This window comes from Pedobacter rhodius (assembly GCF_027213645.1).
Lineage (GTDB): Bacteria > Bacteroidota > Bacteroidia > Sphingobacteriales > Sphingobacteriaceae > Pedobacter > Pedobacter rhodius.
Genome location: NZ_JAPWGL010000004.1, coordinates 82,218 through 103,513 on the forward strand (window position 1 = coordinate 82,218; position 21,296 = coordinate 103,513).

The following is a 21,296-nucleotide window of genomic DNA, read 5'->3' on the forward strand; positions in this document are numbered from 1 at the left end:
ACCCAAAGATAACGCTTATCTCAAAACTAACCTGTATTTTATGCATGGTGATGTTATGCGCGATAAACTCTTTGGCTCAACAAACTGATAGTATTCACATTAGCCTTAAAACAAGAGCTAAAAAACCAAGCAGAATTCCTGAGATTAAAGCAAATATACAACCATACAGACCGCTGTATATGTCGATTAACGGTGGAAGTATGTTTAACAGTTATTCGGCAACCACTAAAAATACAATTGTAGCCGCAAAAGATAAGTTGCTCACCATTGTTAAAATTTATCCTAACCCTGTTGAAGATCAGTTAAACATCATTTTATCAATAGGGAAAGACGGAACTCAAACAACTATTAAGATAATTGATTTGTTGGGCAACGAAGTCGTTACCCTAGCGAACGAACGTTTAAATTCCGGTGAGCAAATCAAAACTTTTGCCATCCCGTCTCGCTTAAATGCCGGCATTTACTTTTTAAGAGTTGTTGCGGGCGCGGAAAGTCAGGTAAAACGAATCTCTGTTTTATAACACCATTTTCTTTTCTATTTTTGAATTGATTTGAGAATTTCAAATCATCACCTCAAATTCATATCTAAAAGAAAATGAAGATCATCGCCATTGGCCGCAATTATGCAGAACATGCAAAAGAATTAAATAACCCTGTTCCAACAACACCGGTAATTTTTTTAAAACCAGATACAGCTTTATTAAAAGATAATAAACCTTTCTATCACCCTGAATTTTCTGATGATGTACATTATGAATTAGAAGTTGTGCTAAAAATCTGTAAAGAAGGCAAACATATTGCCGAGAAATTTGCATCAAATTATTACGATGAAATTGGCTTGGGCATCGATTTTACTGCCCGCGATATTCAGGCAAAACACAAAGAAAAGGGCTTGCCCTGGGAACTGGCAAAAGCTTTCGATAACTCGGCTCCCGTTAGTATGTTCTTTCCAAAAACTGATTTTGAAGACCTGTATAATTTAAGCTTCGAGTTAAAAGTGAATGGAGAAACCAAACAAAATGGTCATACTAAAGATTTGTTGTTCCCGTTCGAGAAGATAATCAGCTTTGTTTCCCAATACATCACGCTAAAAAAAGGTGATTTAATTTTCACCGGAACACCTGCGGGCGTAGGTAAAGTGAATAGAGGGGATAAATTAGAAGCCTGGTTAGAAGGTAAACAACTGTTAAATTTTGATGTTAAATAAACCGAATGCAAAAAAAATCCAGTTCCAATTTAAAATATTACGCTTCCATTTTTTGTTTTTTGCTTTCCGCGACTTCAACTTATGCTCAACAAATATTTAGTGCGAATAAATACCCGCTAACTTATTTCAGACAACCATTAGACATTACACCTCCTGCGCTTGCCGGCTCGTTTGGCGAAATCAGGGGAAATCATTTTCATTCCGGGGTTGATTTTAGAACGAACCAACGTGAAGGTTATCCTGTTTATGCAGTTGCTGATGGTTATATTTCAAGACTGCGTGTTCAAAACAGCGGTTTCGGCCAGGCACTTTACATTAATCATCCAAATGGATTTACTTCTGTTTATGGTCACCTGCAGCGGTTTGCCCCAAAAATTGCAGCTATCGTAAAAAGCCTCGAATACGAAAAGAAATCTTTTGAAATTGATGAATTCCCTAATGAAAACTTAATACCTGTGCGCAAAGGTGAGGTAATTGCATGGTCAGGAAATCGGGGAAGTTCAGGTGGCCCACACTTGCATTTCGAAATCAGGGATAGCAAAACTGAAGAAACGATAAATCCGCAATTCTTTGGAATCGACATTCCCGATAACATTCCGCCGGTTATCTATAGTTTATATGCCTACCGTTTAAATGGAAAGGTTTTTAATGAATCTACGCCAAAACAGGCAATTGCGATAAGTGGTGCTAACGGAAATTATAAAGCTTCAGCTCCTGTAAGTTTAACCGGAGAAGTTGGTTTCGGCGTGGTAACAACCGACAGGCACAATGGCTTGTCAGGTACAAATGGTGTTTATTCCATTCAATTGGAATTAGATGGGAAAATGGTTTACACCGCTGCACTCGAACGTTTTGCATTTGCAGACAGTAAGGCGATAAATGCTCACATCGATTATCCGACCTATTTAAACACGAAAAGAAGTATCCAAAAAAGCTTTGTAGAACCAGGCAATCCGCTAAGCATTTACAGTAACCTGGTAAACAGCGGACGAATAAACTTTAATGATGGTGAAATTCACCAGCTGCGCTACATCATCACTGATTCAAAGGGGAATGCTTCTACACTTTCTTTTTCAGTTCATGCGGGTTCTGCATCAACTACCGCAGCAGTAATTCCGTCGGGTATTATTTATCCTTATAACAAAGTTAACGAGTTTAACACTGATGATTTAAAAGTTGTTTTTCAAAAAGGAACTTTATACAGTGATTTAAACTTCACTTATAAAAAGTTGCCAAAGCCAAAGGGGAATGCCTATTCGGCCATGCATCAGATTCATAATCGTTATACGCCGCTGCATGTTGGCTTCGATTTATGGATAAAAGCTGATAACTTACCTGAAGAACTGAGAAATAAAGCATTAATCGTGAACGCAAACGGCTCATCACAAGGTGGAAACTATGATAACGGTTATGTTAAAGCAACGCCGAAAAATTTTGGCATTTTTTATATATCTGTTGATACCATTGCGCCAAGAATTGCTCCGGTTAATATTTCTGAAGGAAAAAACATGGCGGGCCTATCGAAAATCTTTTTTAGATTAAGTGATAATCTTTCAGGCCTGAAAAGTTTTAACGGTTATATCGATGGAAAATGGGTCTTGATGGAATTTGATACTAAAACAGCAACGCTTTGGCATAGTTTCGATGAAAGAACCTCAACCGGTAAACATACGCTCGAATTGGTAGTGGTTGACATGAAAGAAAACACAAGAAAATATACAGTAACTTTTTATCGATAGAAACAGGATTTTAAGGGTAATTCGATTTAAGATTTGTGTGTAAAAACCGCTAATCATTACATAACCGTAAAAACCTTAAACTGTCATATTTTAAAAAGAGATGAACACATTAATAGAGAAAACTGTTTAAATTACAAAATCAATTAATATCATTATGGCAGAGTTAAAAGAAGGTGATGTTGCTCCCGCAATCATCTCGAAAGACCAAAACGGAGCCGAAGTTTCCTTAAATGATTATAAAGGAAAAACTGTCGTTTTATATTTTTATCCGAAAGACGATACACCGGGTTGCACAGCAGAAGCCTGCGATTTCAGAGATAACTATCAAGGCTTACAAGCCAAAGGAATTGTGGTTCTGGGTGTTAGCGTTGATGATGAGAAGTCTCATCAGAAATTCGTAACCAAACATAATTTACCTTTTACTTTACTGGCAGATACCGATCAGAAAATCGTTAATGATTATGGTGTCTGGGCGGAAAAAAACATGTACGGGAAGAAATATATGGGTACCGTCAGAACAACTTTCATCATTGATGGTGAGGGCAAAATTTCGCATATCATTAAAAAAGTTGACACCAAAAACTCAACACAACAAGTACTCGATTTAATCAATAACTAATTAGGTTATAGCAGGTAAAATATTACCTTTGTTATATAACAACAACTCTTATTTTAATGAAACATACAATTAAAGAATTAGAAGATATTGCTTCGCAGATAAGACGGGATATTGTAAGAATGGTTCACGGATGCCAATCAGGCCACCCGGGTGGTTCATTAGGCTGTGCCGATTTCTTTACAGCTTTATATTTCGAAGTTCTGAATTACAATACTGATTTCAAAATGGATGGCATTGGCGAAGATTTATTCTTCCTTTCCAATGGCCATATTTCCCCGGTTTGGTATAGCACTCTAGCCCATGCAGGCTTTTTTAATAAAAGCGAATTAGCAACTTTCCGTAAGTTAGATTCAAGATTACAAGGTCACCCGACCACACACGAAGGTTTGCCAGGCATTCGCGTGGCTTCAGGTTCACTGGGTCAGGGTATGTCGGTTGCAATTGGTGCAGCACTTACCAAAAGGTTAAATAATGACAATTCATATGTTTTCACCTTGCACGGTGATGGTGAATTACAGGAAGGCCAGAACTGGGAAGCTGCAATGTTTGCTCCGTTCCATGAGTTGGATCGCTTAATCTGCAGTGTGGATTATAATGGCCAGCAGATTGATGGGCCAACTAAAAAAGTGCTTTCTTTGGATAGTTTACAAGCAAAATTCGAAGCTTTCGGATGGCATGTAATAAACACGGATGGTAACGATATGCAGTCGATAGTTGAAGGTTTACACTATGCTAAAACGTTAACCGGAAAAGGTAAACCAATTTTAAACCTGATGAGTACTCAAATGGGTGCCGGTGTAGATTATATGATGGGTTCACATAAATGGCACGGAACAGCGCCTAATGATGAACAGTTAGCCACCGCGTTAGCACAATTACCAGAAACTTTAGGGGATTACTAAACCCTTCAGCCCCTTAAAGGGCGATAAAAAACTTAAATTTTATACTAACAAATAAGCCCCTTGAGGGGTTTGGGGTTATGAAAACCTGCGAAGCAAGCTTTAACGCAGATAATTTAAAAACATAAAAACGTGAAAAAATACACATATACAGAGAAAAAAGATACACGTTCAGGTTTCGGTGCCGGTTTACATGAAGCTGGTAAAAAGAATGAAAACGTTGTTGCTTTGTGTGCCGATTTAGTTGGTTCATTAAAGATGGATGCTTTTATTAAAGATTTTCCGGAGCGTTTTACACAGGTAGGTATTGCAGAAGCAAATATGATCGGTATAGCTGCAGGTATGACAATCGGCGGAAAAATTCCATTTACCGGTACTTTTGCTAACTTTTCTACAGGACGTGTTTATGATCAGATTCGTCAATCTGTAGCATATTCAAATAAAAATGTCAAAATCTGTGCTTCACATGCCGGTTTAACTTTAGGCGAAGATGGTGCAACCCACCAGATTTTAGAAGATATCGGTTTAATGAAAATGTTGCCGGGAATGGTGGTTATCAATCCGTGCGATTACAACCAGACAAAGGCAGCAACTTTAGCAATTGCCGAGTACGAAGGTCCGGTTTATTTACGTTTTGGCCGACCGGTTATTCCTGTATTTACCGATCCTGATCAGAAATTCGAAATCGGTAAAGCCTGGATGGTTAACGAAGGTACAGACGTTACCATTATCGCAACAGGCCACATGGTTTGGAAAGCAATTGAAGCTGGCGAAAAATTAGCTGAATTAGGCATCGATGCTGAAATCATCAACATCCATACGATTAAACCTTTGGATGACGATGCAATTTTAAAATCAGTTAAAAAAACCGGTTGTGTTGTTACCTGCGAAGAGCATAATAAATTTGGCGGCTTAGGCGAAAGTGTTGCCCGTTTGTTGACAACAGAATTGCCGACACCACAAGAATTTGTAGCAACAAATGATACTTTCGGTGAAAGCGGAACACCTGATCAGTTAATGTCTAAATATGGCTTGGATGCGGTAAATATTGTTGAAGCTGTTCAAAAAGTAATTGGCAGAAAGAAATAGCATTAAACTAACTGTAAAGGCACGGAGAACACAAAGTACATCTTGGTGATCTTGGTGCCTTTGTGGCAATTATTAAATTAATCCTTAATGAAACAAGTTGAAGATTCAGAAATTCTTGCAATGTTTGCTGTAGAGCGCACTCGAAATGAAGCTTTCAATTTGTTGTTAAAAAAGTACCAGCAAAAAATTTACTGGCACATTCGCCGGTTGGTACTCAACCATGACGATTGCGACGATTTGATTCAGGAAGTTTTTGTTAAGGTCTGGAAAAACCTGGATAAATTTCGTTCTGATTCCCAGCTTTATACCTGGATATATCGTATCGCAACAAACGAATCAATTACATTTCTAAACAAGCAGAAACAGCGCAATAATACGCCAATGGATGAGGTTTCTGCCGAGCTTGCAGAAAACCTGGTCGCTTCCTCCTATTTTAACGGCGATAAGCTTGAGCTAAAATTGCAAAAAGCGATTCTCACCCTGCCTGAAAAACAACGGATAATCTTCAACATGAAATATTTTGATGATATGAAATATGAAGAAATTTCTGAAGTGCTCGGAACCTCTGTAGGTGCCTTAAAAGCATCATTTCACATCGCAGCAAAAAAAATTGAAGCTTTTATTACAAATGATGAAATAGACTATTAAACCTTTTCACTTTAATTGTATCATATATCTGTGATGAATGAAAATTTAGAAAATAACGATTGGATTAAAGATGCGCCTACCCTTGCTGCAATGGGCAACCGCAATCCCTTCTCCGTCCCTGCCGGATATTTCGACAATTGTGATGAGGCTATTTTCAGCCATATTTTTTTAGAAAGCCTGAAGCAAAAAACAAGCGCGAATTCTTTCCTGGTTCCTGAAAATTATTTTGAGGAATTAACCGAGATGATTGAAACAAGAATCGCTTTCGAGCAATCGGTTCAGCCAACTAACAAATTTGCAGTACCTGAAAATTATTTTGAAACTTTACAAAGCAGAATAACAAGTAAAATTGAAGCTGAACAAGACCCTAAAAAGGAAGCCAAAATTATCCCGTTATGGCGGAGAAGTTTTGTTAAATACGCAAGTGCAGCTTGTTTCTTACTGATAGCATCTTTTGGAATATATTTTTATCAAAATAATCAATCGGCTGATGCAGTGAGTGTTCCACAGATGCAAACTGCAGATTTAGCTAATGACCAAATGCTTTACGATATCGATGAAACAACAATTATCGATCATTTGGAAGCACAAAGTACATCGAATACAAATACAGCTTCTGCCTCAGATACAGAAGTGGAAAACTACATCCTGAGTAATTATTCATCGAGTGATTTGGCTCAGGAATTATAAAATTAATTAGAAAATGAAGAATTTATTTTTCGCCGCTTTATTATTTCTTTTACCTTCAATACTTTGGGCACAAAGGCCAAAAGGCGAAGAAATTGAATCATTAAAAATTGCTTTTTTTACCAAGAAACTGGATTTATCGCCTGATGAGGCAAAAGTTTTCTGGCCAATTTATAATGATATGCAGGAAGAACAGAACGCCATACGGAAAGAACGCTTTCAAAAAATGATTTCTTTCAGAAAAACAGCTGAAATTGATAATCTGACTGATGCGCAAATTCAAAGTTTAATCACCAGCGAATTCGACTTCAGGCAACGTGACTTAAACATCGAAAAGAAATACTACAATAAATTTAAAGCAGTATTGCCAATTAAAATTATTGGTAAGTACTACCGGGCTCAGGAAGCATTTAAGCGAGAATTGCTGAATCGATTTAAAGACAGACAATAAATGAGGGTCTTACAGTTAAAACTGTAAGACTTTTTTATTTAAGTTAGCTCATTTCCGTATTTTTGCAGTATGTTAACACAACGTCAGTTGTTTCTGCAACACAATGCACAAACTTCTCCAGAACCCTTAATGCTTGAATTTGTAAGGGCGAAAGGAGTTTATATTTATGATTCATCGGATAAAAAACATTTAGATCTTATTGCCGGTATTGGTGTAAGTAATGTGGGCCATTGCCACCCGGCAGTTGTTAAAGCCATTCAGCAACAGGCCGAAACTTACATGCACTTAATGGTGTATGGCGAATACATACAGGCACCGCAAGTAAATTTTGCCAAAGCTTTGGCCGATATTTTACCTGAAAGTTTAAGTTGTACGTATTTCCTCAATTCGGGTACGGAAGCTGTTGAAGGGGCAATGAAGCTGGCAAAACGCTATACAGGAAGACAAGGCTTCATTGCCTGTAAAAACGCTTACCATGGCAGCACTCATGGTGCAGAAAGTTTAATGGAAAGCGATTTCTATTCTTCGGGGTACGGACCATTTTTACCTAATGTTAGTTTTATTGAGCATAATAATATCGCCGATTTAAAAAAAATTACAACTGATATTGCTGCTGTTTTTATAGAACCCATCCAGGGTGAAGCCGGGATTAGAGTTGCTGATGTGGCTTACATGCAAGCATTACGGGCAAAGTGCGATGAAACAAAAACACTGCTTATCTTTGATGAAATACAATCAGGTTTTGGCCGAAGCGGCAAAATGTTCGCCTTTGAACATTACAACATTACCCCTGATGTTTTACTTTTAGCAAAAGGCATTGGTGGCGGAATGCCGATTGGCGCCTTTATCAGCTCATTACAGATTATGTCGGTGCTCTCTCATACACCTATTCTTGGTCACATGACAACCTTTGGTGGTCACCCGGTTTGTTGTGCAGCGGGTTTGGCTACTTTGAGAACCTTAATAGATGATAAAATTGTAGATGAAGTTGAAGAAAAAGGTCAGCTTTTTAAACAATTACTTATTCACCCGGCTATTAAAGAAATAAGAGGTAAAGGATTAATGCTGGCCGTAGCGTTTGAAAACTTCGAAATCAATAAAAAAATCATTGATGCCTGTATTTTAGACGGTGTATTATCTGATTGGTTTTTACATTGCAGCAATTCGATGCGTATTGCCCCCCCTTTAATAATTACCAAAACAGAAATAGAAGATGCTTGCGCCATCATCTTAAAAAATATTAACTTAGTTGTGGAGAAGAAAGACCAAAGCAAAAAAACTGTAGCGTAAAGATAAGCTTGGAGACCAAAATTAAGTGGATAGAATTAGAAAAATTTGCTTTGCATCCAATCTTGATACCTGATACTAAATACTTGATACTCGATACTTAATACTTGATACTTAATACTCGATACTTAACCCCTAAATACCGATACTAAAATGAACGTTTTAATAGTTGAAGACGAGAAAAGCCTGGCCCTTGAGATGGATGAATTCCTGAGCAACGAGGGATTCATAATCGAGCATGCCTGGAAAAAAGCATCAGCAGAAGAAAAAATTTTTGTCAACAGTTACGATTTCGTTTTATTAGATTTAGGATTGCCTGATGGTGATGGTTTTGAAGTTTTAAAGCAACTTAAATCCTTTAAAGACAGGGATGATGCGGTTATAATCTTAACAGCCAGAAGTGCCGTAGATGATCGAATTAAAGGCTTAGACGAAGGCGCAGATGATTACCTGCCGAAACCTTTTTCGTTAAATGAACTTTTAGCCCGGATGCATGCAATTATTCGCCGAAAACATAAACTCGAAAAAAATGAGGTTAATATTCATGGCTTTTTGCTTAATATTCAAAACAGAACCGTATCGTTTGCCGACGAACGCCTTAACCTGACCAAAAAGGAATTTGAAATTTTTAATTACCTGGTTTTGAACAAAAACCGGGTAGTTTCGAGAATGAGTTTAACTGAACACGTCTGGGGAGACATCCTGGAGGTAAATTCGGATTCTAACTTTGTTGATGTCCATGTAAAAAACCTTCGTAAAAAATTGGCAGCGGTGAATCCGACAGATTGGTTTGAAACCGTGAGAAGCATTGGCTACCGGATAAATTGTTAGAAAGCTGAAAGGTTAAAATGAAAAACTTAAGTTAAGACCCCATCATCCATTTTACATTATACGTCTTACACAGAAATGAAGTTACAAGTCAAGTTTTCATTATATAATGCCGTAACTAAAATTGCGATCATAGTCATTTTAGGCACGATTATATTGTTTTCGCTTGATAGGATTGCTTACAACCAACTTGATAATCGCCTGATAAAGAAAAAAGGGAAAATTATTAAAAACCTTAACGACGCAGAAATTGATAGTTTATTAAGTAACGAACAAACCTTTACCGATTATAATATCCTGAAAGAAGAATTCATTATTCTGACAGATATCCCCGACAATGAGGTAGATTCTGACGCAAAAATCATTACTGAGAAAAGGGAAATCGAAGGCGATATTGAATTTTACCGTATTTTAAACTATAAGTTTCTATATCACACAAACTGGTATAAACTCGAACTCGGAGAAAGTATGACGGCCTTGCAATCCATAAAAAACTCTATCCGTTTTTATATGCTTGTTGTACTTTTTGTGTCTTTACTCGTTACACTGCTTACCGATTTTGCCTTTACAAATTTCCTGTTAAAACCATTTTATTTAATTATTGATAAAAAAATAAATAAAGTTGATGATCCCACACACTTTAATTATCAGAACATACGCACCAACACCGATGATTTTAAAATTCTCGATAACAGCATAAATTCGCTGATGCGCAAAATAAATACGCTTTTTGCATTGGAGAAACAGTTTATCGCTAACGTTTCACATGAATTGCTTACACCAATTTCGATTTTGAGCACCAGATTCGAAAACATGTTAAATACACCTAATATTCCTGTAGAACATGAAAATAAAATTTTTGCTTCTTTAAAAACCCTTAACCGATTAAAGGTTATCATAAACAGTCTGCTCTTAATTTCGAAAGTTGAAAACAATCAATACTTAAAAACAGAACAAATAAACATCAAGGAAGAACTTAATGACATTTATGACGATTTAGAAGACAGAATTCTTGATAAGAACTTAACCTATAAAACTGATTTAAAAAACGATTTTAATTTTATCGGAAACAAGGCATTGTTACATACCCTGCTTATTAACATCTTAAACAATGCGATAAAATACAATAATGCTGGTGGTGAAATAATTGTAAAAGGTGAAATCAAAGACCATCATTATAATTTAACAATTAAAGATAGCGGCAAAGGCATGAGTGACGAATTGCTTAATAATGCTTTCGACCGCTTTAAAAGGGGTAATACAGAAGAAAATGGGTTCGGTTTAGGTTTAGCAATTGTTCAAAGCATAGCTAAATTTCACAAAATTAAAGTAGAAATTGATTCTGAAGAAAATCGTGGAACATGTATAAGTTTAATATTTCCCGGAACGAATTAAAGTCCCTTGTATAATTAAATTTTACTATCTTCCAATATCATTTCTAACCAAATTCCTTAATATGAAATTCATTTATGGTTTAAGCGCAATGGCGCTTGGCATATTAATTATTGCATGCGCTTGCAGCAAAGGAACATCCGAAACGCAAATAACATCGATAGAACCTGTAAAAACTGAAGTTAATTTCTGGTTGACAAAAGGAGATAAAAGTGCATTATTAAAGAAACAAAATATTGCACTTAATTTTTCTGAGTATACAAATTCAAATCCTACCATAGAGATTGATCCAAATACGACTTTTCAAAGTATAGATGGATTTGGCTATACTTTAACCGGTGGTAGTGCCACTTTAATCAATGCACTTCCCGCAGCTGATAGGGATAAATTATTAAATGAATTATTCAGCACCGCCGACGATGCCATCAGCGTAACTTATCTTAGAATTAGCATTGGCGCATCAGATTTAAGTGCATCCTCATTTACTTATAATGATTTACCGGACGGTGAAACCGATGAAACACTGGCTAAATTTTCAATCGCCAGAGAACAGGCTGATTTAATTCCAATTCTTAAAAAAATAATTGCCATTAACCCAGACATTAAAATATTAGGTTCACCATGGACAGCTCCTGTCTGGATGAAGACCAATAAAAGCTTTATTGGCGGAAGTTTAAAGTCCGAATACTATCAAACGTATGCGAATTACCTAGTAAAATACATTCAGGCTATGAAAGCCGAAGGCATTGCCATTGATGCGATAACGCCACAAAATGAACCCTTACACCCGGGAAATAACCCAAGCATGTTTATGGAAGCTTTAGACCAGGCAAAGTTTGTAAAAAATGCTTTAGGCCCTGCTTTTAAAGCTGCCGGATTAAGTACTAAAATTATTATTTATGACCATAATGCTGATAAACCGGAATATCCGATAACGATTTTAAACGATGCTGATGCGAAAAAATACATTAATGGTTCGGCATTTCATTTATACGCAGGAAATATCTCTGCCTTAACTCAAGTACACAATGCTCATCCTGATAAAAATATATATTTCACGGAGCAGTGGGTTGGCGGGCCATCTAATTTCGGTGAAGATTTAAAATGGCATGTCACTAATTTAATAATCGGTGCAACCAGAAACTGGAGTAAGAATGTATTGGAATGGAATTTGGCTGCAGATCCAAATTATAATCCACATACGGATAAAGGTGGTTGCACAAATTGTTTAGGTGCAGTAACAATAGCACCAGAAATAAGCAGAAATGTTGCATATTATGTAATTGCACATGCTTCTAAATTTGTGAAACCTGGTTCGGTACGCATCGCATCGAACATTATAAGCAATTTACAAAATGTAGCTTTCAAAACACCAGAAGGCAAAAATGTACTGATTGTTTGTAATAATAATATGGATGACGCTATCTTCAATATAAAATATAATGGAAAGATGGTAACCATAACGATTGAAAAAGGAGCTGTGGGAACATTTGTATGGTAACTTATCTTGTCGATATTGATAAGAATTACTAATTTTAGAGTCAACAGAATTACATTAAGTTAAGTCATCCTAATTATAATGAGAAAATTATTCGCAGCCTTTGCTTTCATAACCACAGCTATACTTTCGTGCCAAAGCGATAATAAAAAATATACGACAGTTGATTCGACGATAATGAGTGGACAGGAAACGGTATACACAGTTCCGGATGAGTGCTTTGAATATAAAAAAGACAACAGTACGGCATCTTTAAGAATTTATGGTACCGGTGAAAATAAGGTATTAGGTCAGCTAAAGTATCAGTTTGATGGAAAAGATAAAAATAGCGGCGATATATATGGATTAGTGAAAGGCGATACTATAATTGTTGATTATAAATTTCAATCGGAAGGCGAATACTCACACAGAGAGGTTGCATGGCTGAGGAAAGGTGATCAGCTTTTAGAAGGCTATGGAGATGTTTATCAGGTTAACGGCGACACTAAGTTTAAAGATATCCATAAACTTATATTTGGCAAATCGATAACACTAACAAAAACGAACTGTAAATAAAACAGTTTTTTTAGAATGACAACAATCTACTTTACAGATTCTCGAACCGCTCCCAGAAACCATCAATTGGGAGTTTAGCAAAAATGTTTACCGGTTCTTTTTTCACCGGATGCAGAAATTGTAACCTACGGGCATGAAGGCAGATACTGCCTTTTCTGCTTCCCCTTGGATATCCATATTTATTATCGCCGACAATCGGACAGCCCATTGAAGATAATTGAACCCGGATTTGATGCGAACGTCCGGTAAGCGGATTAACTTCAATAAGAAAATAATCGCCAACCTGCGCAAGAAGACGATAAGAAAGCTCAGCTCTTTGCGAGCCCTGAACCTCCGTATTATAATAGGTTACCACATTTTTTTGCGGATTTTTAACCAGCCAGTGAATCAATGTGCCCGATTCTTGAACAGGTTTATTTTTGACAACAGCCCAATAGGTTTTTTTAACCTCCCGATTTTTAAAAACCGCATTCATACGTTCAAGCGCCTTACTTGTTTTTGCAAAAAGAATTACACCACTAACAGGCCTGTCCAAACGATGAACAACACCCAAAAAAGCGCCATTTGGCTTATTGTATTTTTTAGCGATGTATTTTTTTACCTGCTCATCTAAAGGTTCGTCGCCGGTTTCATCTACTTGTACGATATCTCCTGCTCTTTTACTAATTGCAATCAGGTGGTTATCTTCAAAAAGTATGTCTTTATCGGTTATTGGCATAAATGGGTTATGGGATACGGGTTATGGGTTACACGCTTTAAACCTATAACTTAAACCGGTAACAGGTACTAATACTGTTCTTTTTCGTTAGGAAAATCGTTTGCTTTAACATCCCGGATATAAGCTTGCGCAGCACCCAATATTTCATCATACAAATTAATATACTGACGTAGAAAGCGTGGTTTAAATCCTTTAGTTAAGCCAATCATATCATTAACAACTAAAACCTGTCCGTCGCAATCTGGTCCGGCACCTATCCCAATTGTTGGAATATGTAAGCTTTCAGAAACTTCTTTGCCCAATGTCGCAGGAATTTTCTCTAATACAATACCAAAACAACCGGCAGCTTGCAGTGCCAATACATCCGATTTTAATTTATTTGCCTCTTCTTCTTCTTTTGCTCGAACGCTGTAGGTTCCGAATTTATAAATGGATTGCGGTGTTAAACCCAAATGCCCCATTACCGGAATACCTGCCGTAATAATCCGCTGAACGGATTCGATAATCTCCTCTCCGCCTTCTAATTTTACACCATGCGCTCCGGATTCTTTCATAATTCTGATTGCAGAATTCAGGGCCTCTTTAGAATTCCCCTGATAAGACCCAAAAGGCAAATCGACTACAACAAAAGCACGCTTTACCGCCCTGATAACAGATGCAGCATGATATATCATCTGATCCAAGGTTATAGGCAAAGTTGTTTCATGACCAGCCATAACATTAGAAGCAGAATCACCTACCAATAAAACATCCAGTCCGGCATCATCCAGAATGGTTGCCATCGAATAGTCGTAGGCCGTTAACATTGATATTTTTTCACCGCGTTGTTTCATCTCTTGCAAGATGTGCGTGGTAATGCGTTTAATTTCCTTATGTACCGACATGGCTTTCGTTTTGTTGAGCCAAAAGTATTGTTTTTTCTTTAAAAAAAGCTGAAAGACTAAAGCTAAAAGACTAAAGCAATAATACACTATAAATAAATCTGCTTAATTAACTGAATCTGCTTTAGTCTTTTCGCTTTGAGCTTCTTTATTTGAAAATTCTTTTTACAATCCCAATCCTAAACCCTATCTTTGTACCCCGAAATGGAAGGGATTTATTCATCTTTTTTTGCACTCCGCAAAAACGGCTTTAATGCCGAAAGCCATCCTTTTTTCAAGTCTTTTTTAAATCAAAATCCATATTGTAATTACCATGACTAACTACACCAAGTTACCTGCGATTTTATTACTGGCCGACGGCACAGTTTTTTATGGCAAAGCTGCCGGAAAGATTGGCACCACAACAGGCGAAATTTGTTTTAATACCGGGATGACAGGTTATCAGGAAATTTTTACCGACCCAAGCTATTTCGGGCAGATTATGGTTACCACTAATTCGCACATTGGGAATTATGGCATCCAGAAAGAGGAAATTGAATCCGATTCGATAAAAATCGCCGGGTTGGTTTGTAAAAACTATAATATCGTTTATAGTCGCAAATTAGCTACAGAATCAATCCAGGATTATTTCCAAAATGACAATCTTGTAGCCATTTCAGATATTGATACGCGTGCTCTGGTTCGTCATATCAGGGATAAGGGCGCAATGAACGCAATTATTTCTTCTGAAATTACGGATTTAGAAGAGTTAAAAAAGAAACTTGCAGATGTTCCTTCAATGGAAGGCCTGGAACTTTCCTCAAAAGTAAGCACTACAGAGCCCTATTTTTATGGCAACCCGGAAGCCAGCTTGAAAGTTGCCGCTTTAGATTTGGGTATTAAGAAAAACATTTTACGCAGTTTCGAAAACCGCGATATCTACGTTAAGGTTTTCCCGGCAAAAACAAAATTTGCTGAAATGGAAAAATTCAATCCTGACGGTTATTTTATTTCAAACGGCCCCGGCGACCCATCAGTAATGCCCTACGCTGTTGAAACCATTAAAGAAATATTAGCAGAAGATAAACCATTATTCGGCATTTGCTTGGGTCACCAGTTATTGGCTGAAGCGAATGATATAGGTACAATGAAAATGTTTAACGGCCACCGCGGCTTAAACCACCCGGTTAAAAACGTTATTAAAAACCACTGCGAGGTAACTTCTCAAAATCATGGTTTTGGCGTAATTCCCGACGAGGTTAGAAATTCTGACAAAGTTGAAATTACACACGTAAACTTAAACGATAAATCTATCGAAGGTATCCGTGTTAAAGGTAAAAAAGCATTCTCGGTTCAATACCATCCCGAATCATCTCCCGGTCCACACGATTCACGTTACCTGTTCGATGATTTCGTTAATGTAATGAAGGGCGAGCTGGTTTGGTAGTTTGAGCTGAAAGATAAAAGCTTAAAGACTAAAGCAAAACATAAAATCTGCGAATCTGTGGCTATTTGGAGCCGAAGGTTCGCAGATTTTGTTTTATGACCAAATTCACCTGCCAGAAACATCATTTTACCGACATTTTGAGTTTTTGTAATATAAATTCATTTTCTATTCATTTAAAGCTTCTTACATTCGTAATATGGAAACAAACAAAGCCATTATCAGTGTGAAAAACCTGGTAAAAAAGTATGATGATTTTGTAGCCGTACAAGATTTAAATTTTGAGGTTTATGAAAATGAAATCTTCGGTTTACTTGGCCCAAATGGTGCCGGCAAAACCACTACACTTGAAATTATAGAAACCTTAAGGGCTAAAACTTCAGGTGAAATTATTGTTGATGGTTTTTCGGTTGACAAGCAAGCACACGAAATTAAACAAATCATTGGCGTTCAGTTACAAGCAGCCGGTTACTACCCAAATCTTAACCTAATTGAACTGATTGAACTTTTTGCAGGGCTTTATGGCGCGAATATCAGGCCAATGGAAATGCTGGAAAAAGTAAATCTTCAGGATAAAGCCAAAGCAAAATATAAGGCCCTTTCGGGTGGACAAAAACAACGTTTTTCCATTGCAACAACATTAATTAACCAGCCAAAAATTATTTTCCTTGATGAGCCGACTACCGGTTTGGACCCCCAGGCCAGACGTAATCTATGGGATTTAATTACAGAAATCAGAAATAGCGGAACCACCGTGGTTCTTACCACACATTATATGGATGAGGCAGAGCAGCTTTGTGATCGGGTTGCTTTTGTAGAGCGTGGTCAGATAATCGCTTTAGATACACCCGACAATCTGATAGATAAATTGGTGAGTTCCGGCTTTGAACGCAAAAAGGAAGTTAAAAAAGCTAACCTGGAAGATGTTTTCATCCACCTTACGGGTAATGAATGGCGGGAATAATCTCCCGCCCTTAATGTGACGCTATAGTCAAAACGCAAGCAGCAATTGCAAAAAAATAAGAAGGAAGTAAAATATTAGAATAAATATGGGTATTGAGCATTTAGACACCCCTTCAGGGGCGGAAGGATTGAACGACAGAAAATCAAGCTCCCCTTTAGGAGCTGGGAGTTACAGCAATACAAAAGCAACATTAGCCCTTGCAAAGGCAAGCTTCCGCTCGATTATGCGAAGTCCGTCGGCGGTGGTTTTTACATTGGCTTTCCCCTTGATATTTATTTTGGTTTTTGGATTTTTAGGCGGTGGCGGAACTCATATTGATGTTGGCATTACACCCGGATCGGATATAAATAACCCTGTGATTGGCATGCTCGAAAAAACAGGAATGATTCGGTTGGTAAAAGATAAATCGAAGGCCGAATTCGATAAACTTTTGGAGAAAGGAAACGTAGATGCCATGATTGATGTACACAGAAAAGTAAATTCTGTTGCTTACTCCGTAAATGTTGTTTACACTTCCGCATCAATGGATAAAGGGAGTATTTTAAAATCGGTTTTAAACAATCTTTTCTATGATAAAACTTTAAAACCATCAGTAGCCGAAATTAAGGAAAGTACAATTCATGGCCGAGCATATAAAACCATTGATTTTATTTTACCTGGGCAGTTAGGCTTTTCATTATTAAGTACCGGTGTTTTTGGAACTGCTTTTGTGTTTTTAAGTTTACGCCAAACTTTAGTTATCAAGCGTTTTTTCGCAACACCTGTAAAGCGTTCGAGCATTGTAATTGGCGAGGGTATTGCCAGAATCGGTTTTGCCTTAATCGGCGCTTTGTTTATCATTGTTCTTGGCCATTTCTTTTTCGGTTTCACTTTAGTTCATGGCGTTTTAACAGTTGTTAATATGCTCATTTTGGCGACCCTGGGTGTAATTGTGTTTATGGGCTTTGGATTTATCATATCCGGAGTTGCAAAAAGCGAAAGCATGGTTCCACCAATATCCAATATTGTAACGTTACCCCAATTCTTACTCTCCGGCACCTTTTTTTCTATAGAGACATTTCCAAAATGGTTACAACCGATTAGCAGGGCTTTACCGCTAACTTATTTAAATGACGCCATGCGTAAGGTTGCGTTTGAAGGTTTAAACCTGTGGGACGTAAAATTTCAAATCATGATTCTCGTAATCTGGGGAATTGGCATTTATGCAGTTGCTGTAAAGGTCTTTAAGTGGGAATAGCCTGTTTTACGATCAATAAAAAATTCTTATAATCTGATTACCGATAAGAAAAAGTAATATTCTTAAAAATGAAATATATTTTTTTTAATATCGGATAGATTTTTTTTAATCCAATCCGATATTAGTATATTTGTGGATGTGGAATATTGATCTCAGTGATATCGAAGAACTACAGCCTCAACTGAACAGGCTACTGGAGAAAAAATTGAAACTCGATACTTCTCGTCCATTGCCGAACAGTGCTTTACAGCGGATACGAACTGATCTAAGTTTAGAGTGGACTTACAACTCTAACAGTATTGAGGGCAATACTTTAAGCCTAAGGGAAACACAAATGGTTTTGCAGGAAGGAATTACCATCAAAGGCAAATCATTGGTCGAGCATTTCGAAGCGCATAATCACGAAAAGGCAATTGAATATTTGTATACACTTGTAAATGAAAATTACGTATTAAGAAGCATCGATATTCTTTCCCTGCACGGTTTAGTTTTACGCAGCATTGAAGATGATTTTGCAGGTCGCTTAAGAAATGGTGGCGTTCGTATTATTGGCGCAAACTTTACGCCACCAAATGCGAATAAGGTTTCTGATTTATTAGACGAACTAATTTCTTTTATAAATGAGAATACAAAAGGTTTAAATGACATCTTATTATCAACCATTTTCCATCATAAACTGGTTTGGATTCATCCGTTTTTTGACGGAAATGGTCGTACTGTACGTTTAGCAATGAATTTGCTTTTAATGCGTAAAGGTTTTCCGCCTGCTATTATTTTAAAAAACGATAGAAAAAAGTATTATGAAGCACTTAACCAGGCGAATAAGGGAAGCTATTATAAACTTTATCTACTGATGTTGCAGGCTTTAGAGCGTTCCTTAAATATTTACCTAAACGCAATGCCGGGTAATACTTATGGCGATTACGAACCTATATCGCAAATTGTTTCCGAACCTGAATTTAAATATGGGCAGGAATATATTAGTCTTCTGGCGCGCCAGGGCAAAATAGATGCTTATAAAGAAGGCAGAAACTGGCTAACAACCAAAACGGCTATTAATAATTACGTAAAGAACAGAAAACGGGAGCGTTAAACTTAATTCAGAATTAATAAGCCTGTTCCGTTGCAAACCTAATTAGAGGGCAGCTTTAACTAAAAAAGGCAATATTTCCTTTTGAAAACTTACAAAGTTCTTACGCACATCAGAATCGCTAACGGACGTAAAAGCAAAAGAGAAAACAATGCTTTTACTCGCTTTTAACAAAAAGGCTAAACCTTCTCTCCTGGCCGGATTATTTTTGAAGTTGTCCAATTGTAAATAAGCCGCAAGTAATAAGGCCTCTAACTGATCAGAAAGATGTTTTAAAAACTCCTGTGAATTTGCATTCTCGCGAACAAAATCCCAGCCGATAAACTCGTTACATGCCGTGAAAGAAAGTCGGCTGGTTTTCATGACCAACGCTTTCAGATGCTCTTCTTCAGAACCGTAGCTTACTTTATTATTAAGTATTTCATACAAATTCTGGTCAAGGTAATCCATAAGAATGCTATCTAAAACCTGTTCTTTACTTTCGAAATATTTATAAATCGTAGCCTTCGCGATACGGGCTTTTTTTGCTATCTCGTTTACGCTGGTTTTATGATATCCATATTTTCTAAAAAGTTCTTTCGCTGCTTTCTTTACAGTTTCCTTAATTTTTTCGGCTTCCATTTTAATTAGTTACATGTAAATTCAGACCTGAAATGGCCACTGTATAAGGTTTTAATGCTCTAACTGCCGGTGCTTTTACAGGACTTCCATCTTCCAACAAAAACTTTGCTCCTGAACAGGGATCTGTTACAGTTAAAGTAGGATCATCCAAAGTTACGGCGCATTTCTGTTCAGGATTTACCGTACTGCAACGATCAAAAGCGACATAACCATTATCTGTTCTGCGATACAATACTAATCCTGCAATCCCATAACCGCTAATTAAAACCGCACCCCCCGGGCTACTTAACCGGCTCAAACGTGGATCGGTAAGCGGTAAGCTTAAATTAACGGCAACATCCGGAATGTAACCGGTATCTTTTCCGCAACTTGTAAACAGAACAAGTACAAATAATATGCTATACAGATGCTTTATCATTAAATTAAAGCAGATTTATATTGTTTCAGGAAACGAACATCGTTTTCGGAAAATAAACGCAAATCTTTTATTACATACTTTAGGTTTGCAATACGTTCAATGCCCATACCAAATGCAAAACCACTAAACTTTTTTGAATCGATATTGCAATTTTCCAAAACATTAGGGTCGACCATTCCACACCCTAAAATTTCTACCCAGCCACTATATTTACATAACTGACAACCGGCACCATTACAAATTGTACAGGAAATATCCATTTCGGCAGATGGTTCAGTAAACGGGAAATATGATGGGCGGAAACGAACTTTTGTGCCTTCGCCATAAAGTTCCTGTACAAAATAAAATAAGGTTTGTTTTAAATCTGCAAATGACACATTTTCATCAACGTACAGCCCTTCTATTTGATGGAAAAAGCAATGTGCTCTTGCCGAAATGGCTTCGTTGCGATAAACGCGACCGGGCATAATTGCTCTGAAAGGCGGCTGACCTTGCTCCATCATACGCACCTGAACTGATGAAGTATGCGTACGCAAAGCGATATCGCCTTTTTCGCCTCCCTTTTTTATAAAGAAAGTATCTTGCATGTCTCTTGCCGGATGTTCTTCAGGAAAGTTTAAAGCAGAGAAATTGTGCCAATCGTCCTCTATTTCAGGACCCTCAGCAACCGTAAAACCAAGCTTTGCAAAAATCTCCACAATTTCACGACGAACCAGTGCCAGAGGATGGCGTGAACCAATCTCGAAACCCTCGCCCGGCAAAGTTAAATCCTGAGCGTTTTCCGTTCCCTGAATTTGATTGGCTTCGGCAGCTTCTTTTAAAGTTAAGTATTTAGATTCTGCCAGTTGTTTAAACTCATTCAGCACTTTACCCAAAGATCTTTTTTCTTCGACAGAAACAGATTTAAAATCATCAAAAATTTCTTTAATAATACCTTTACTGCCTAAATATTTTATCCGAAACTGTTCTAATTCATCTGCTTTTTCAGTTGCAAAAGCATTAATTTTTTCAGTGTATTGTGTTATTTTATCCTGTAACATGACTC

Annotated in this window: 23 protein-coding genes; 18 read left to right on the forward strand and 5 right to left on the reverse strand. The window is 37.2% G+C overall.

The genetic code is table 11. The annotated features are described in order from the left end of the window. Window positions 1-71: 71 nt before the first annotated feature. The 14 genes from O0931_RS14695 (at window position 72) to O0931_RS14760 (ending at window position 12,899) form a co-directional block, all read left to right on the forward strand. Entirely contained in the window at window positions 72-521 is a 450-nt protein-coding gene (locus O0931_RS14695) for a T9SS type A sorting domain-containing protein (RefSeq protein WP_269416342.1), read from the forward strand. A gap of 74 nt (window positions 522-595) precedes the next feature. After that, the gene (locus tag O0931_RS14700; protein WP_269416343.1) at window positions 596-1,207 is read left to right on the forward strand and encodes a fumarylacetoacetate hydrolase family protein; all 612 of its coding nucleotides are present in this window, start codon (window positions 596-598) and stop codon (window positions 1,205-1,207) included. A 5-nt stretch (window positions 1,208-1,212) separates the two neighbouring features. After that, window positions 1,213-2,946, forward strand: a complete 1,734-nt coding sequence (locus O0931_RS14705) for a M23 family metallopeptidase (protein ID WP_269416344.1) — start codon at window positions 1,213-1,215, stop codon at window positions 2,944-2,946. 154 nt (window positions 2,947-3,100) lie between these two features. Beyond that, a complete protein-coding gene (gene bcp / locus O0931_RS14710; RefSeq protein WP_269416345.1) occupies window positions 3,101-3,565 on the forward strand; it encodes a thioredoxin-dependent thiol peroxidase in 465 nt (154 codons plus the stop codon). 56 nt (window positions 3,566-3,621) lie between these two features. Continuing rightward, window positions 3,622-4,467, forward strand: coding sequence for a transketolase (locus O0931_RS14715; RefSeq protein ID WP_269416346.1), 846 nt, complete (start codon window positions 3,622-3,624; stop codon window positions 4,465-4,467). Window positions 4,468-4,596: 129 nt separating this feature from the next. Next, a complete protein-coding gene (locus O0931_RS14720) occupies window positions 4,597-5,553 on the forward strand; it encodes a transketolase family protein (RefSeq protein WP_269416347.1) in 957 nt (318 codons plus the stop codon). 87 nt (window positions 5,554-5,640) lie between these two features. Further along, window positions 5,641-6,201 carry an RNA polymerase sigma factor gene (locus O0931_RS14725; protein ID WP_056870119.1) on the forward strand — a complete coding sequence of 187 codons (561 nt, stop codon included), beginning with the start codon at window positions 5,641-5,643 and terminating at the stop codon, window positions 6,199-6,201. Window positions 6,202-6,234: 33 nt separating this feature from the next. Continuing rightward, the gene (locus O0931_RS14730) at window positions 6,235-6,891 is read left to right on the forward strand and encodes a hypothetical protein (RefSeq protein ID WP_269416348.1); all 657 of its coding nucleotides are present in this window, start codon (window positions 6,235-6,237) and stop codon (window positions 6,889-6,891) included. Between the two features lie 13 nt (window positions 6,892-6,904). Further along, window positions 6,905-7,339, forward strand: coding sequence for a hypothetical protein (locus O0931_RS14735; RefSeq protein ID WP_269416349.1), 435 nt, complete (start codon window positions 6,905-6,907; stop codon window positions 7,337-7,339). A gap of 69 nt (window positions 7,340-7,408) precedes the next feature. Beyond that, on the forward strand, window positions 7,409-8,629 hold the full coding sequence (locus tag O0931_RS14740; RefSeq protein WP_269416350.1) for an aspartate aminotransferase family protein: 1,221 nt from the start codon (window positions 7,409-7,411) through the stop codon (window positions 8,627-8,629). Between the two features lie 150 nt (window positions 8,630-8,779). Next, complete coding sequence (locus O0931_RS14745) at window positions 8,780-9,457, forward strand: response regulator transcription factor (protein WP_269416351.1); 678 nt, start codon at window positions 8,780-8,782, stop codon at window positions 9,455-9,457. A 75-nt stretch (window positions 9,458-9,532) separates the two neighbouring features. Continuing rightward, a complete protein-coding gene (locus tag O0931_RS14750; protein ID WP_269416352.1) occupies window positions 9,533-10,849 on the forward strand; it encodes a sensor histidine kinase in 1,317 nt (438 codons plus the stop codon). Between the two features lie 61 nt (window positions 10,850-10,910). Next, window positions 10,911-12,347 carry a glycoside hydrolase family 30 protein gene (locus O0931_RS14755; RefSeq protein WP_269416353.1) on the forward strand — a complete coding sequence of 479 codons (1,437 nt, stop codon included), beginning with the start codon at window positions 10,911-10,913 and terminating at the stop codon, window positions 12,345-12,347. A gap of 78 nt (window positions 12,348-12,425) precedes the next feature. Next, window positions 12,426-12,899 (forward strand): hypothetical protein, encoded by a 474-nt coding sequence (locus O0931_RS14760; protein WP_269416354.1) that lies wholly within the window; start codon window positions 12,426-12,428, stop codon window positions 12,897-12,899. Between the two features lie 31 nt (window positions 12,900-12,930). Here O0931_RS14760 and O0931_RS14765 read toward each other — a convergent pair whose 3' ends face one another. Together O0931_RS14765 and panB are read right to left on the reverse strand one after the other, a co-directional pair. Beyond that, window positions 12,931-13,617, reverse strand: a complete 687-nt coding sequence (locus O0931_RS14765; RefSeq protein ID WP_269416355.1) for an RluA family pseudouridine synthase — start codon at window positions 13,615-13,617, stop codon at window positions 12,931-12,933. 68 nt (window positions 13,618-13,685) lie between these two features. Beyond that, entirely contained in the window at window positions 13,686-14,501 is an 816-nt protein-coding gene (gene panB / locus O0931_RS14770) for a 3-methyl-2-oxobutanoate hydroxymethyltransferase (RefSeq protein ID WP_269416356.1), read from the reverse strand. A 310-nt stretch (window positions 14,502-14,811) separates the two neighbouring features. Here panB and carA point away from each other — a divergent pair, with 310 nt between their 5' ends. The 4 genes from carA (at window position 14,812) to O0931_RS14790 (ending at window position 19,215) form a co-directional block, all read left to right on the forward strand. Beyond that, window positions 14,812-15,924 carry a glutamine-hydrolyzing carbamoyl-phosphate synthase small subunit gene (gene carA / locus O0931_RS14775; protein WP_269416357.1) on the forward strand — a complete coding sequence of 371 codons (1,113 nt, stop codon included), beginning with the start codon at window positions 14,812-14,814 and terminating at the stop codon, window positions 15,922-15,924. Between the two features lie 196 nt (window positions 15,925-16,120). Beyond that, the gene (locus O0931_RS14780; RefSeq protein ID WP_269416358.1) at window positions 16,121-16,885 is read left to right on the forward strand and encodes an ABC transporter ATP-binding protein; all 765 of its coding nucleotides are present in this window, start codon (window positions 16,121-16,123) and stop codon (window positions 16,883-16,885) included. 85 nt (window positions 16,886-16,970) lie between these two features. Beyond that, window positions 16,971-18,122 carry an ABC transporter permease gene (locus tag O0931_RS14785; RefSeq protein WP_269416359.1) on the forward strand — a complete coding sequence of 384 codons (1,152 nt, stop codon included), beginning with the start codon at window positions 16,971-16,973 and terminating at the stop codon, window positions 18,120-18,122. Between the two features lie 136 nt (window positions 18,123-18,258). Next, window positions 18,259-19,215: a Fic family protein gene (locus O0931_RS14790; protein WP_269416360.1), complete on the forward strand. Its 957-nt coding sequence runs from the start codon at window positions 18,259-18,261 to the stop codon at window positions 19,213-19,215. 42 nt (window positions 19,216-19,257) lie between these two features. On the opposite strand, the gene O0931_RS14795 is transcribed toward O0931_RS14790, so the two are convergent. The 3 genes from O0931_RS14795 to pheS are packed head-to-tail and all read right to left on the reverse strand — an operon-like array spanning window position 19,258 to window position 21,291. Then, entirely contained in the window at window positions 19,258-19,833 is a 576-nt protein-coding gene (locus O0931_RS14795) for a TetR/AcrR family transcriptional regulator (protein WP_269416361.1), read from the reverse strand. A 1-nt stretch (window position 19,834) separates the two neighbouring features. Next, window positions 19,835-20,251 carry a Rieske (2Fe-2S) protein gene (locus tag O0931_RS14800; protein WP_269416362.1) on the reverse strand — a complete coding sequence of 139 codons (417 nt, stop codon included), beginning with the start codon at window positions 20,249-20,251 and terminating at the stop codon, window positions 19,835-19,837. After that, window positions 20,251-21,291 carry a phenylalanine--tRNA ligase subunit alpha gene (gene pheS, locus O0931_RS14805; protein ID WP_269416363.1) on the reverse strand — a complete coding sequence of 347 codons (1,041 nt, stop codon included), beginning with the start codon at window positions 21,289-21,291 and terminating at the stop codon, window positions 20,251-20,253. The genes O0931_RS14800 and pheS overlap by 1 nt, the downstream gene beginning before the upstream one ends. Window positions 21,292-21,296: the final 5 nt, after the last annotated feature.

Coding starts and splice junctions, on each gene's coding strand:
- O0931_RS14740 (WP_269416350.1), top strand. CDS start 7,409: ATGTTAACACAACGTCAGTTGTTTCTGCAACACAATGCACAAACTTCT.
- bcp (WP_269416345.1), top strand. CDS start 3,101: ATGGCAGAGTTAAAAGAAGGTGATGTTGCTCCCGCAATCATCTCGAAA.
- O0931_RS14765 (WP_269416355.1), bottom strand. CDS start 13,617: ATGCCAATAACCGATAAAGACATACTTTTTGAAGATAACCACCTGATT.
- O0931_RS14780 (WP_269416358.1), top strand. CDS start 16,121: ATGGAAACAAACAAAGCCATTATCAGTGTGAAAAACCTGGTAAAAAAG.
- O0931_RS14745 (WP_269416351.1), top strand. CDS start 8,780: ATGAACGTTTTAATAGTTGAAGACGAGAAAAGCCTGGCCCTTGAGATG.
- O0931_RS14785 (WP_269416359.1), top strand. CDS start 16,971: ATGGGTATTGAGCATTTAGACACCCCTTCAGGGGCGGAAGGATTGAAC.
- O0931_RS14730 (WP_269416348.1), top strand. CDS start 6,235: ATGAATGAAAATTTAGAAAATAACGATTGGATTAAAGATGCGCCTACC.
- O0931_RS14795 (WP_269416361.1), bottom strand. CDS start 19,833: ATGGAAGCCGAAAAAATTAAGGAAACTGTAAAGAAAGCAGCGAAAGAA.
- O0931_RS14755 (WP_269416353.1), top strand. CDS start 10,911: ATGAAATTCATTTATGGTTTAAGCGCAATGGCGCTTGGCATATTAATT.
- O0931_RS14790 (WP_269416360.1), top strand. CDS start 18,259: ATGTGGAATATTGATCTCAGTGATATCGAAGAACTACAGCCTCAACTG.
- O0931_RS14715 (WP_269416346.1), top strand. CDS start 3,622: ATGAAACATACAATTAAAGAATTAGAAGATATTGCTTCGCAGATAAGA.
- pheS (WP_269416363.1), bottom strand. CDS start 21,291: ATGTTACAGGATAAAATAACACAATACACTGAAAAAATTAATGCTTTT.
- panB (WP_269416356.1), bottom strand. CDS start 14,501: ATGTCGGTACATAAGGAAATTAAACGCATTACCACGCACATCTTGCAA.
- O0931_RS14800 (WP_269416362.1), bottom strand. CDS start 20,251: ATGATAAAGCATCTGTATAGCATATTATTTGTACTTGTTCTGTTTACA.
- carA (WP_269416357.1), top strand. CDS start 14,812: ATGACTAACTACACCAAGTTACCTGCGATTTTATTACTGGCCGACGGC.
- O0931_RS14700 (WP_269416343.1), top strand. CDS start 596: ATGAAGATCATCGCCATTGGCCGCAATTATGCAGAACATGCAAAAGAA.
- O0931_RS14760 (WP_269416354.1), top strand. CDS start 12,426: ATGAGAAAATTATTCGCAGCCTTTGCTTTCATAACCACAGCTATACTT.
- O0931_RS14705 (WP_269416344.1), top strand. CDS start 1,213: ATGCAAAAAAAATCCAGTTCCAATTTAAAATATTACGCTTCCATTTTT.
- O0931_RS14725 (WP_056870119.1), top strand. CDS start 5,641: ATGAAACAAGTTGAAGATTCAGAAATTCTTGCAATGTTTGCTGTAGAG.
- O0931_RS14735 (WP_269416349.1), top strand. CDS start 6,905: ATGAAGAATTTATTTTTCGCCGCTTTATTATTTCTTTTACCTTCAATA.
- O0931_RS14750 (WP_269416352.1), top strand. CDS start 9,533: ATGAAGTTACAAGTCAAGTTTTCATTATATAATGCCGTAACTAAAATT.